Here is a 13,405-nt window from a genome sequence, read left to right as displayed (position 1 = left end):
ACTAATTAAATTATTGTGAGTGTGATTATGCCCCAGTCTCTACTGCCAAATATTCTTCAATTCATAGGTCAAATCGACCCATTCGATAAGATCCCTAAACAAGCACTTCGCGAACTTGCCTCTAACGTGCAAATTACTTATCTCGGCAAGGGAGATGTGGTCGATTTGTGTGAGTCTGGGAAGGAAAAATCGCTCTATATCATTCGAACGGGCTCTATGGAGCAACGAAAATCGGATGGTGTGCTTCGTGCCCGTCTAGGCAGTGAAGATTTGTTTGGCTTTACGTTCTTAGATTCTGAAGTCAACGACGAAAAAGGCTATAGAGCTGTCGCAATCGAAAACACCTTACTTTATGTGATTCCACACTCGGCACTTCAAACGCTTTTCAAAGCCTTTCCAAGTTGCGCAGAACACTTTGCTTCACAGGCGCAGGTTCGCTTGAAGTCGGCACTGGATGTGGTCTGGTCGAATAAAGAGAAAGGCCTGTTCATTCGTAAAGTTGAGGAAGTGGCAAGCGGGCAGGTGGCAATTGTTAAGTCTGAGCAAACCATCCAGTCGGTTGCGGTTGAAATGCTTCATCAACGCTCACCGTGTGCCGTGATCTATGAAGGTGAAACCATTGTTGGTTTGATCACCGACCGAGACATGACTAAGCGAGTGATTGCCCACGGCGTGAGTACTGATAGCCTGATCTCAGAGGTAATGACGCACTCTCCACTTACTGTAAAACCGGATGATCTGGTGCTGCATGCGGCCTCTATCATGATGCAATTTAATATCCGTAACTTGCCCGTTGTGAAAGAGAATAAGGTCGTTGGTCTTCTTACTACGTCTCATTTGGTTCAAAACCACCGTGTTCAAGCGATATTCTTGATCGAGAAAATCAAATACGCGGGCAGCGTGAAAACCATGTCTTCGTTCACCTCAGAGCGACAAGCTATTTTTGAAGCGCTGGTGGAAGGTAAAGTGGCGCCTGAAACCGTCGGCAAGGTAATGACCATGATTATGGACGCCTACACCCGTCGATTGATTCAAATAGCGATTGATAAGTTAGGCCCACCACCGTGTGATTTCTCTTGGATCGTAGCCGGATCGCACGCACGTAATGAAGTGCACATGTTGTCGGACCAAGACAGCGCGATTGTTCTTGCTGACGATGCAACCGACAGTGACCGTATTTACTTCAAACACTTAGCGATGATGGTGACCAACGGCTTAGCAAGCTGTCACTACCCATTATGTCCAGGTAAATTCATGGCTGCGACGCCAAAATGGTGTCAGCCACTCAGTGTATGGAAGCACTACTACAAGAAGTGGGTGGCTAACCCAGAGTACGAACGCTTGCTTAATATCAGTGTGTTCCTAGAAATTCGTACTATCTACGGCAACAGTGAGTTCGAAGGTATTCTGCGCGATGAGCTGCATAGCAATATTCGCGGTAACCGTGAGTTTTTAAGCACGCTAGTGAAAGACGCGGTCAATACCAACCCGCCACTTGGCATCTTCAATAGCTTAGTGCTAGAGAAGTCAGGTGAGAATAAGAAAACGTTGAACGTGAAGAAGTACGCGATCAACTTGATTATCGACTTAGCGCGTATTTATGGCCTTGCTGTGGAGTGCGATTTGTCGGCGACTGACGAACGTTTCGCTGCTGCCAATGAAAAAGGCATGCTGAGCGACGATGCATTCAAGAACATTCTGGGTGCTTACCAGTTCATTCTCTCTTTCCGTTTTGGCCATCAACTTGAAGCGCTGAAGAACGGGGATGTGCCTGACAACAACATCAACCCAGATAGCTTTGGTAGCTTTGAGCGTAAACACTTGAAAGATGCCTTTAGGATCATTGCTGACCTTCAAGAAGCGGCGAAAATTCGTTTCGGAGCACGTTAATGAAGCTATGTTCAACTAATAAATGTTTAAAACGAATGCTAAACTATTTTCACCCGCTTGAACGAATTAAACGCAAGCGTAAGCAATATTTGGGTACGGTTAAGCTGCCAGAAGCGTTACATGATCTGGTAGAACAGCCTTGTCCTGAAATGACGGATTTGGCCAAAGACAGCGACTATATCGTGTTGGATCTCGAAACCACAGGCTTAGACAGCGAACAAGATCTTATCTTGTCTATGGGATGGGTCGATGTGGTGAAAGGACGAATCGATTTGGCTTCTGCCAAGCATATCTACCTGAACAATGATTCTCAGATTAACGCTGAAACTGCGGTGATTAACCACATCACACCACAGATGCTGGAAGAGGGCGCATCTATTCATGATGCGATGCTCGCTTTCTTCGAAGCAGCGAAAGGCAAGATTATCGTCGCGCACGCGTGTGTAGTCGAAGAGAAGTTCATTAGCCAATACCTTCTTCGCTGCTACGGTTTAAGAGCGATTCCTCTGCTTTGGCTTGATACCTTGTGTATTGAGAAAAGCATGGAGAAAGCGATCAGCAATCATGAAGAAGTCGATTTAACCTTGGCAGGGACTCGCGAAAGGTACGGGCTTCCTGAGTACAACAGCCACAATGCATTAGCCGATGCCGTTTCGACAGCGGAATTGTTTTTGGCTCAGCAGAAGCGAGTTGTGCCTAACGATAATGTGACCGTTGCCTTTCTCTATCGGATTAGTCACTAGGAAAAAGAGCTGCAAGTGCGCGGCTCTTATTTTACTGATTTTAAAGGAAAAAAAGCCAGCGATTAAGCTGGCTTTTGTTTAGGTCTTAGAAAATTAGGACAGTAATTATCTTAGATTATTCATGTAGCTATCGATTAGAAGCTGTAAGTTAGACCAACACGGCTACGCAGTTCACGAGTCGCTTTAGTTGATGAAGTGCTCACATCACCAAACTCTACATATGGTGCCCATTGACCCATAATATGGCGAATGCTTGCGTTCAACTCGTAGTTGGTATCGTCGTTGTCGTAGATGTCATAGCCATCCGCTTTGTAGTAGTTACCTTCTAGACCAAAGCGCCAGTTTTCCATTGAGTAGTTAACGTTTGCCGTTAGACGGTGACGACGTTGATTAGAAACGTTTTTATCAACCGTGATTGGAACACCGTCACTATCAACAATAACATCACCATTGTCATCGAATTGATACTCTGAGCTGCTAGTGTTCTGTCTCATATCGTAACGGTAACGAGCACTTAGGCTTAGGCCATCAACGCTATCCACTTTGTATGTTGCACGAACTTGAGGCTTGTATGTAACGCCAGATTCACGAGCTTCAATTGGCATACCGTAAGTCATTGTCCAGTTATCGTTTAGTACATGACGGTAGTTTAGACCAAGCTCCCAACCATTGTTCTTCAAATCTTCCATGAATTTACCGTCTTCTCCCTTGAATTTCGCTTCGATATCTACAAGGAAGTTGCCAATGCTATCGCCAAGTTTTACACGAGTAGCGTGTTGATCTGTATGACTCTTGTATTCGTGTCTCATATCGAAAGACGCAGCAGATACAGAGCCAGCAGCGAGTACAGATGCCACAGCAATCACGATTTTAGTTTTATTCATGGTATTAATTCCATATTTATATGGTTGAGTATTGGCCATAATTACAAGCCAAATAGAGTAGTTCTTGTCTTAAATGCATTTTGTTTTTGAAATTATTTCTTGGTTATTTCAAATTTATTTTGCATTTAAATAATACAAATATGGTAGCGATCCGAGGCGTGATGATCTGTGAACTTGATCGTGTTGTGAGGACAAAACCACTATTTACAAAGGGTTACAAAGTCAGTTTGTATTGGTAAGTTTATGATTTTTAGTGTTTTGTTTGGCTGTTGATAATGGTTTTGAAGAGTTTTGTTCATCAATAAATGTGCGCTACAGCAAAAAATTGAACCTTTAGATACCATTTTTATTTGTAATACATTATTATTTACTAACTTTCTTTAGCAACACATAACTTTGCTGTGTTGATTGCATGAACAGACGGTGTGAAGCCGAATAAGTAAGAGTGGTCTTGAAGCTAAATGGATTAAATCCACCGCTTTAAGAACATGAGACATTTACTTGAGGTGATTTAAAACTCAATCAGAGAAGGTTTGAAATGTAGTAGGCAAGGTAGTGACATAGCCTGCTATATAAGTATGAACTTGATAGGAATGAACTGGGTTCGAATCGTTACCCGTTGTTCTCATCAGCGACAAAGAAGAAATCGTTGAAGTGCTTGCGAAAGCATTTTGATTATTGCTCCCAACTATTCTAATTATAACTTCTGCTTTCATCTAGAAAGGTAGGAGATGGTAGTCGAAGATCTACCCTTGCGCTCATGTTGATACAGGCAACATGAGCGTTTTTTTATTTCAAATTTGAGTAGAGAGTCGTGTGCGGCTCAATAAGCGTGTAAACCGCGGCTTAAGAATAGGCTTTTAGGTTGATGACAACACGCTTAAGTGAGTCTGTTACAGCATCAAAGCCACGAACATTCACGCTTAATCACATGAATGTTCGTTTCTCTTCTCTTGTCTCTTAGTTGCAGACGTGTAGCTGCAAACTTTAACAGCAGGCGTTTAGTTATATCAAAGAGCTCCGTGAGAGCTGTTCTTGAGGCTTAGCTTTCTGTAGGCATCCACACCTGTTTAGAGGTGACTTTGTGATCTTTAAAGGTCAGTTCTTCAACTTTGTCACCGTTAGTATTCCAGCGAGTAAGTTTTCCGTTCGCGACTTCACCTTCATCAAACTTCGCTTGGCTGGCCTTATTACCGTTCGGGTAGTAGTCCGTTACCAATCCATCTTTTTGTCCGTCGCTGTATTCAGCTGTCAAGCTTTGTTCCCCATTGGGATACCAGCGAGAGGCGGTGCCTGATAGTTCATTGTCTTTATAATTGAGTTCTGCTTTTTTCTGTCCGTTTGGATACCAGGTTTCAGCTTTGCCTTGCAGTTCACCTTTTACGTAATTCACTTTAGAAGCGACTTGGCCATTCGGATACCAGTTAGTTTCTAGCCCAAGTTCTAAGCCATCGGCAAACTGAGCTTGGGTCGCGACTTGGCCGTTATCGAACTTCTCTTCAAATTGACCAGTGAAAGGTTTTGAATGGTTTACTTGGTAAGCCACGCCTTTACGCATCTGTAAGTAGTCAACAGCATCTTCACGCGGTGTTGCTGCATAGCTCATAGAAGATACCGTACTAAGAGCAATTAAGATTGGAACGTATTTCTTCATAATGACACCTTTTTATTGGACGGGGAAAGTGTAACGGGTGTGTTAAAAGCATTTCACTTCCGTGTATCCCTGTCAGTATCTAATAGTGGTTTTCAAGTTTTCATTATTGGCTGCCTAATATAGGGAACTTTTAAAAGCAAATTATCGATCTTATTTGTACTACAAATGCATTGGTTTAATTCATTTTTATAAATTATATCTAACGATATTTTTGCTGCTCTTCTTTAAGCTTTGATCGTCAAGAATAATAGTTTTTAACGATGAATCTTCGATTTTTAGAGACTTTGTTCATGTTTTTCGGGGTTTTGGTCGAAATTTAGTGCGGATAACTGCACTGACTTGAGGAATTGCGCTCCTAGGTGGTGCAACTTTGAACTCGATCACTTGTATGATTAATTGAGTGTCAGACTGTAAGATCATTGTCACGCATTTGGATTATTGTAGTACAAATATGCTTGCCATTTATTTATAGTGACCTCAACAAAAAAACATAAATAAAAGGTCTAACGATGGAACTCAATACCCTGATAGTTGGCATCTACTTCCTATTCTTAATTGCGATAGGGTGGATGTTTCGAACGTTTACAAGTACGACAAGTGATTACTTCCGTGGGGGAGGTAATATGCTGTGGTGGATGGTAGGTGCAACCGCATTTATGACCCAGTTCAGTGCTTGGACATTTACTGGTGCAGCAGGTAAAGCCTTTACCGATGGCTTTGCCGTAGCGATTATCTTCATCGCGAACGCATTCGGTTACCTAATGAACTACCTTTACTTCGCTCCGAAGTTCCGTCAACTGCGTGTTGTGACGGTAATTGAAGCGATTCGTATGCGTTTTGGTAAGGTGAATGAGCAAGTATTTACTTGGTCTGGTATGCCAAACAGCGTTATCTCTGCAGGTATTTGGTTGAATGGTCTAGCAATCATCGCATCGGGTATCTTCGGCTTTGATATGACAACGACGATTGTCCTAACGGGTCTGGTTGTACTGGTGATGTCAGTGACGGGCGGCTCTTGGGCGGTAATCGCATCTGACTTTATGCAGATGGTTATCATCATGGCAGTAACGGTGACATGTGCAGTCGTTGCTATTTACCACGGTGGCGGTGTTACGCAGATCATTAGCGACTTCCCAACGGATTCGTTCATCACGGGTGACAACCTTAATTACATGAGCATCTTCAGCATCTGGGCTGTGTTCATCTTCTTAAAGCAGTTCAGCATTACCAACAACATGCTTAACTCTTACCGTTACCTTGCTGCAAAAGATTCAAACAACGCACGTAAAGCAGCACTGCTTGCTTGTGTACTAATGACGCTTGGTCCAATCATCTGGTTCATGCCTTCTTGGTTCATGGCTGGTCAAGGTGTTGATTTAGCAGCTGCTTACCCAGAAGCTGGCAGCAAAGCCGCTGACTTCGCTTACCTTTACTTCGTTCAAGAATACATGCCTGCAGGTATGGTTGGCCTTCTGATTGCCGCTATGTTCGCAGCAACAATGTCTTCAATGGACTCAGGTCTAAACCGTAACTCAGGTATCTTCGTTAAGAACTTCTACGAGCCGATTCTTCGTCCTAAAGCGACAGAGAAAGAGCTAATGGTTGTTTCTAAACTAACGTCTACCTTCTTCGGTATCGCGATCATCTTGGTTGCTCTGTTCATCAACTCTCTTAAAGGTCTGAGCCTTTTCGACACCATGATGTACGTGGGCGCATTGATCGGCTTCCCAATGACAATTCCAGCATTCTGTGGCTTCTTCATCCGTAAAACACCGGATTGGGCAGGTTGGGGCACGCTAGTTGTAGGTGGTGTGGTTTCTTACTTCGTTGGTTTCGTTATCACTGCGGACATGATTCAAAACTGGTTCGGTCTAAATGAACTAACTGGCCGTGAGTGGGCTGACCTGAAAGTGGCTATCGGCCTTATCGGTCACATCATATTTACTGCTGGCTTCTTTGTTCTTTCAACACTGTTCTACAAGCCTCTTGCTGAGCACCGTGAGAAAGACGTAGACAAGTTCTTCAACAACCTAGCGACGCCACTAGTTGCTGAAAGTAATGAACAGAAGAAACTGGATAACAAGCAACGTCGTATGTTGGGTTCACTTATCGCGGTAGCGGGTGTGGGCGTAATGACTATGTTCGTACTGCCAAACCCAATGTGGGGACGCATGGTATTCGTTCTGTGTGGCTTGATTGTGTTCTCTGTTGGTCTGTTACTTGTTAAAGCAGTCGATGACAAAGTCGAGCAACAAGACGAAGTGACTCCAGCCGAAGGCTAATTTAATACGCATCCTAAATAACATCACGGCCACCTGAACGGGTGGTCGTCATTTTTATAATCCAAACTTTAATGTGAGATGTACGATGAACAAAAAACTATTATCGGTAAGCATTATTAGCGCGTTCACACTCGCTTTTGCAACAGGCTGTACAACACAAGAAAAAACAGCACCCGTAGTCAGTGTCGCTGAACAAGCTACGCCTGCTGTTAGCGAAATTGACCGTAGTTACCTATTGAGCAGTGACCGCTTAACAGAGGTAGATGGCGACACTTTAGCCGTTGCTTCGGAAGAGCAAGTGGCTGCGCTTAAAGCACAATTTGAAAACCTAAAAGATGGCGACGAAGTGGTTATCCCTGCCGGTAAATACGCGAACTTAGGTCAAGTGACGATCACGGCGAATGACATCACTATCAAGGCTGAGCAAGCAGGCTCTGCGTGGATCACTGGTTTGATTCAGTTTGAACTGAAAGGCGATGACATCACGCTTGATGGCTTGGTATTTACTGAGGGCGGTCCTAACGAACGCTTTGGTGCAGTACGTATGATGGGTAATGGCAACACGCTGCAAAACTCAACATTCTACTACTTCAACCATGATTACACGTACGAGCCAGACGAGCGTCGTTCTGAGTATCCAAAGTACCTATGGGTTTCTCTATGGGGTAAAGATGGCAAAGTCATCAACAACCGTTTCGAAGGTAAGCAAAAACGCGGCACTTTGATCGGTGTACAAAAAGATGACACAGCCGACAACCACCTGATCGCAAATAATATCTTCATGGATCAAAAGCCTAACCAATTCAATGAATTCGATATCAAAGAAGCGATTCGTTACAACGGCAACAGCTGGGAAGCGATCCGTATTGGTGATTCTAAAGCTTCACAGTGGGATTCAAGTTCTAAGTTCGTGAACAACCTGATGATCGATATGGATGGTGAGCGTGAGCTTATCTCGATTAAGTCGGGCGACAACACGATCTCAGGTAATACTATTTTCCAAAGCACCGCGCTTATTTCACTGCGTCACGGAAAAGGCAACACGGTTGAGAACAACATGATTCTTGGCAATGGAAAGCGCCTAACCGGCGGCGTCCGTATCTACGATGAAGATCATGTGATTCGCAATAACTACATTGCAAACACTCGAGGCCGCGATGGTTTGATCGAAGGCAACGCTGACCTACGTGGCGGCATTGTTATTAACACAGGTATTATCGACGTAGCGAATGGTGAGCAGCTAGATCAATCGGTGAAAGGCAAAGAGCTGAACAAGCAGTGGACACCGAAAAACATCACCATCGAGAATAACTCTCTAGTCGACACTGAGTGGGGCATTGTTTACGGCAACCAAAGCCACCGTGTAAGTTTGTTTGACAACGCAGAAGTGGAAGGCATTTATGCGGGCGTTGATGTGGCGTTCAAACACAACGTGGTTGATAACTCGCAATCTCCTGAATTTGTAAGTGTGCGTGCAACGCAAGATTACCCATTAGTCGGCGCAACCTACACAGACGAAACTTACGTAGGTCAAGTAACGGATTCTGGGTTGATTGAAAGCTATTCGGTTGAACTGCCAAAAATGACGGTTGAGAACGGTATCAACGCTTATCAAGGCGAAGGTGCAGACGTGTCTAAACTTGCGGTCGTGACGGCTGAAACAGCGGGTCCGGACTACGTGCTTGAGAATACGACTAAGTAAGTTATTGGCTATGGGTCATTACTTAATGGCTAATGCTTAATGGTTTGAGCTATCAAATCAATTCACGATAGCTGTCTTGACCATTAACACTTAAAAAGCCTCAACAGATAATGTCTGTTGAGGCTTTATCGATCTTAGGTTGTGACTATCTCGATCTTACGTCGTGACTACTGTGATTTATACTTATGCAGCAGATCCCAAGGGATATGGCATAAGTGATGATCTTCAGGAAATAGGCTCAAATGATGCTGGTGGATGTCGTCGCTGGCAACATAATTGGTCAATGGCAATATCTCGAGTGCGATACGGTCGGCGTCGTCACGAGAGGCAACATAGTGCTTAGCTTCGGTTAAGTGTTCTGCATTAGTGCTGTATACACCTGTGCGGTATTTCTCTCCGACATCGACACCTTGTTTATTCAAGCTGTAAGGGTCGATAATCTCAAACAAGTGTTCCATCAAAATCGTGACTGACGTGATGTTTGGATCAAATTCAATTTGTACGCACTCCGCGTAGCCATTGTAATCGCTTTGTGTGCCGTCGCTTTGTGTCGCTTTGTTCTCTGTTGGCTGGGCGCTTCCATTAGCACGGCCTGCTTCTGTGCTGATAACACCAGGAACGTACTTAATAAATTCTTGTACACCCCACAAGCAGCCGCCAGCTAAATAAATTTGTTCCATACTTCTCTTTGAGCTCTCTGTGTTTGTTGATGTTCGTTAGGTACCCGAATCAATACGATGATACCCGTACGTATAAAAAAGCGTCTATAAAAATGAGCGCGCAAATAAAAACAAGCGTTTAGGCATTGTAAACCTGTGCGACTGAACAAACATAAGTTTAATATGATTTGTGATTATATAAGTCAGTATTGCTTTGTCATCAACTCGAATCTCAACATCAAGTGAGCGTTACTCTAAACATGTTTGATCAAATAAAAGACTTCATTAATCCGAGCAAGAACCCAGACTTGACTCAGGCTCATGAATATCAGCGCAAGCATCTTCCTACATTGTGGCTGTTGGGCAAAACGGGGGCGGGCAAGTCATCGTTTATTCAAGCGGTCACGGGCGACTCTTCTGTAGAAGTGGGCAATGGTTTTGCGCCTTGTACCATGACGGCGATGTCGTATGAGTTTCCGCAAGACAAACCCGTGATGAGGTTTCTTGATACCAGAGGACTCAGCGAAGCGAATTACGATGCGAAAGAGGATTTGGAAGAGATTGGTCAGGCAGGTAATGCGTTAGTCGTTGTAATGAAAGCCGACGAACCTGAACAATCCGCTGTGCTTACGGCTCTAAAACAGATTAAGAAACAGAAGAAGATTAAACACTTGTTGCTGGTTCATACGGCGGTGTTGTCTTCCTGTGAACCAGATCGAGCAAGGCAAATTCAGTTCAACACCAACCAAGTAGAGAAGGCTTGGGGTAAAGAGTTTGAATCGGTAGCGGTCGATTTCGAAACGGATGACAACGCTATGTCTAACAGCGAAGCGGTTTACAACTATGACATCTTGTTAGAAAAGCTGAGCAGTATTCTTCCGGTGATAGGAATGATGGTGCAAGACAAAGAACATTCCACGCAAGAAGAAGCCAACTTTGATCAAGTAGAAAACGAAGTGCTTTGGTATGCAGGAAGTGCCGCAGCGAGTGACCTGATTCCGGGTGTTGGTTTGGTGTCGGTACCTGCGATTCAAGCCAAAATGCTTCACAGCTTGGCCAATCAATATGGGGTCGAATGGAATAAGAGAGTCTTTAGTGAGTTGATAGGCACTCTGGGAAGCAGCTTTGCTTTGCAATACGGAATGAAGCTGGGCACTCGACAGTTGATAAAGCTGATTCCAGTTTATGGTCAAACGGTAGGTGCGGTGGCTGCAGCGGCAATGAGTTTCGGCACCTCTTATGGTTTAGGTCGCGCGGCTTGTTTTTACTTCTATCACAAGAACAAAGGTGAAGAAGTGTCTGAACAAGAGATGCAGAAGATCTACAAAGAATCTCTGAAAAAAGGAAAGGCGGCGTCGGGTTATGAAGAAAATTAGAAACCTATTTCGATTACTGGCGGTGCTATCGAGCGGACGCTGGGGCATTGCCCTGATTTCGGCGATCTTCCCAAGCATTATCATGATGGGTTTTGGTGTCTTCTTGGCGATCAAATACGGTTATCTACTCGAAATGTCGATTGCCATTGCAGTGAGTACCTTGGTGTTCACCATTCCTTTATTCATTTCTAGCCGTTCTTCAAGCCGCTCTTCAAATAAAGAGTCTTTCTCGAATAAAGAGAGTGGCGGCCTTGGCGAGGATACTGCTGAAGCTGAATCACAGCATAAAAAAGCTGATATCAACGATGCATTGGTTAAGGCTTCGGCTGATTGGTCTCAAAAAGAACTGTCGATCTGGAATGATTCAAAACACCATGTACGCCAACAATTAATGGTCGACATAGAGTGGGGTAACCTAGACCAAACCGGTTTAGAAGTACTTGAGTTTGTGGCGAAAAAGTTTGATAAGAAATCGCTCGATTTCTCGATTCCTGAAGGGCTAAAGCTGTTCGAAGAGGTAAGCCGACGCTACAAACTGGTAGTGCGAGAGCATATACCGGGCATTGAGTATCTCAAGGTTTCTTACATTAAGGCGGGCTACGAAGCCTATGATAAATATGGCGAGCTAGGGCAGAAGATCGTTAAGGCCGCTATTTGGGGGAATCACCTCAAAAACCTCTATTTGAACCCGCTAAAAGTTGTTTCTGATTTAGGGAGAGAGCAAGCGACGTCTTCAATGACAAGAGGTGTGGTTGATGACATGCAATACGCCGCTAAACAAGCCTTATTAGATGAAGTTGCGGCGGTGGCGATTGATCTCTATAGCGGACGTTTCAGCATTGAAGATGAAGCACTGAGAGCGTCGGATGTGTCTGAGCTCGACGAACAACGCTTTGCTCCTGAATTAGAACCCGTGCGAATCGTGCTGGTGGGACAAACCAGTTCGGGTAAATCTTCACTTATCAATGCACTCAAGCAAGAGTTGGTTGCAGAAGTGGATGTGCTGCCATCAACCGACACTTCAACGGTGTATAACGCGTTTGTCGACGACAATGATGTTCGCGTTGTTGATCTTCAGGGGCTTGATGGCAATCCTAAAACCGAAGCCTTAATGCTGAAAGAGATGACCCAAGCGGATGTGGTGCTATGGGTGCTTAAAGCCAATCAGTCTGCACGTGATTTGGATAAGCAATTGAAAGATAGATTTGATGCTTTCTATGACGATCCTAAGAACATCTCACGCAAGAAACCGATTGTGGTGTCGGTTGTGAATCAGGTAGACAGATTAAAGCCTGTAGACGATTGGCAGCCACCGTATGACTTAGAGAATCCAACATCGACCAAAGCGAAGATCATTGCTCAAGCGCTCGAATACAATCATATATTGCTGCAAACCGATATCGTGTTACCGCTGGCGATTGCGCCAGAAAAGGTACAGTTTGGTTTAGATACTTTAAGGCAGACGTTGATAGAGCGTATCGCTGACGCAAATAACGTTCAGAGAAACCGCCAACGTTTAGAAGCCATGAAAAGAGGCTCGTCGGTTAAAGGCCAACTGAATAAAGCAGTCAAAGTGGGTAAGAAGGTGGCACCCAGCGTATTGAAAGCGGCGACACCAAAACTGGCTGAAATGGCCATCAAGCAAGCCGTGAAGAAGAAGTAAGTCATTCACTGCGAATACGGTTCTGGTGAGGTTTGAGCCTCATCAGAATTTATCTTTTCTAGATCGGCGAGTTTTGGATCTTGGCTTTATTAGATGATGGCTTTTTTAGAAAACAGCTATCTTCGCCCCTTATTAGAGAGGTGTTGATTTCAAAAGGGATTTGATATTATTAAGGTTCTCGCTGAACTAGTTTAATAGTATATAAACAGCTGTGATTCACATTTTATATAACACGCTATCGTATTTAATCATCATTCTAAATATTGATCACATTTATACTTTTTTAAGCTGTATTTATAAAACAATTGCACTATATTTAAACTTCGGATCATCTTGATTTCAACGTAGGGATATATTGTGAACATGTATCTGAAATGGCAATCAACAACTTGGCTAACCTTGTTAGCTTGGTATACCTTAGATCACCAACTCTCGTTCCACCTTTCTTCAGAGTAGTACCCTCTAGGCGTCACGCGCCAGCAAAGCAGCGAGCTTTGTTTACGTATCAGCAGCTTTGATAACCTTTGAACGTATGAATGTCGCACTTATTAT

At 43.9% G+C, this 13,405-nt stretch carries 9 protein-coding genes; 6 read left to right on the top strand and 3 right to left on the bottom strand.

The genetic code is table 11. The annotated features are described in order from the left end of the window. The first annotated feature begins 27 nt into the window (after window positions 1-27). Both AB6F11_RS05665 and AB6F11_RS05660 read left to right on the top strand, forming a co-directional pair. Complete coding sequence (locus tag AB6F11_RS05665; protein WP_017069961.1) at window positions 28-1,890, top strand: DUF294 nucleotidyltransferase-like domain-containing protein; 1,863 nt, start codon at window positions 28-30, stop codon at window positions 1,888-1,890. Beyond that, window positions 1,890-2,633, top strand: a complete 744-nt coding sequence (locus tag AB6F11_RS05660) for a 3'-5' exonuclease (protein WP_102394492.1) — start codon at window positions 1,890-1,892, stop codon at window positions 2,631-2,633. The genes AB6F11_RS05665 and AB6F11_RS05660 overlap by 1 nt, the downstream gene beginning before the upstream one ends. 134 nt (window positions 2,634-2,767) lie before the next feature. On the opposite strand, the gene AB6F11_RS05655 is transcribed toward AB6F11_RS05660, so the two are convergent. Together AB6F11_RS05655 and AB6F11_RS05650 are read right to left on the bottom strand one after the other, a co-directional pair. Further along, window positions 2,768-3,517: an oligogalacturonate-specific porin KdgM family protein gene (locus AB6F11_RS05655; RefSeq protein WP_017069963.1), complete on the bottom strand. Its 750-nt coding sequence runs from the start codon at window positions 3,515-3,517 to the stop codon at window positions 2,768-2,770. Between the two features lie 1,042 nt (window positions 3,518-4,559). Continuing rightward, window positions 4,560-5,171, bottom strand: coding sequence for a toxin-antitoxin system YwqK family antitoxin (locus tag AB6F11_RS05650; protein ID WP_017061462.1), 612 nt, complete (start codon window positions 5,169-5,171; stop codon window positions 4,560-4,562). 509 nt (window positions 5,172-5,680) lie between these two features. Between AB6F11_RS05650 and AB6F11_RS05645 the strand changes: the two genes are divergently transcribed. Together AB6F11_RS05645 and AB6F11_RS05640 are read left to right on the top strand one after the other, a co-directional pair. Beyond that, the gene (locus tag AB6F11_RS05645) at window positions 5,681-7,453 is read left to right on the top strand and encodes a sodium:solute symporter family transporter (RefSeq protein WP_017067389.1); all 1,773 of its coding nucleotides are present in this window, start codon (window positions 5,681-5,683) and stop codon (window positions 7,451-7,453) included. An 85-nt stretch (window positions 7,454-7,538) separates the two neighbouring features. Further along, window positions 7,539-9,155 carry a polysaccharide lyase 6 family protein gene (locus AB6F11_RS05640; RefSeq protein WP_017069965.1) on the top strand — a complete coding sequence of 539 codons (1,617 nt, stop codon included), beginning with the start codon at window positions 7,539-7,541 and terminating at the stop codon, window positions 9,153-9,155. Between the two features lie 167 nt (window positions 9,156-9,322). Here AB6F11_RS05640 and AB6F11_RS05635 read toward each other — a convergent pair whose 3' ends face one another. After that, entirely contained in the window at window positions 9,323-9,835 is a 513-nt protein-coding gene (locus AB6F11_RS05635; protein ID WP_102394493.1) for a peptide-methionine (S)-S-oxide reductase, read from the bottom strand. A 239-nt stretch (window positions 9,836-10,074) separates the two neighbouring features. On the opposite strand from AB6F11_RS05635, the gene AB6F11_RS05630 reads away from it, so the two are divergent. Both AB6F11_RS05630 and AB6F11_RS05625 read left to right on the top strand, forming a co-directional pair. After that, window positions 10,075-11,190, top strand: a complete 1,116-nt coding sequence (locus AB6F11_RS05630) for a YcjF family protein (protein ID WP_102394494.1) — start codon at window positions 10,075-10,077, stop codon at window positions 11,188-11,190. Then, window positions 11,177-12,853, top strand: a complete 1,677-nt coding sequence (locus tag AB6F11_RS05625) for a GTPase family protein (RefSeq protein ID WP_102394495.1) — start codon at window positions 11,177-11,179, stop codon at window positions 12,851-12,853. The genes AB6F11_RS05630 and AB6F11_RS05625 overlap by 14 nt, the downstream gene beginning before the upstream one ends. The last annotated feature ends 552 nt before the right edge of the window (window positions 12,854-13,405 follow it).

It is taken from the genome of Vibrio sp. 10N.247.311.14, from assembly GCF_041467715.1.
In the GTDB taxonomy this organism is placed as follows: Bacteria; Pseudomonadota; Gammaproteobacteria; order Enterobacterales; family Vibrionaceae; genus Vibrio; species Vibrio crassostreae_C.
Note: the sequence above shows the minus strand (reverse complement) of the source record. Positions and strands in the feature narration are given on the sequence as shown.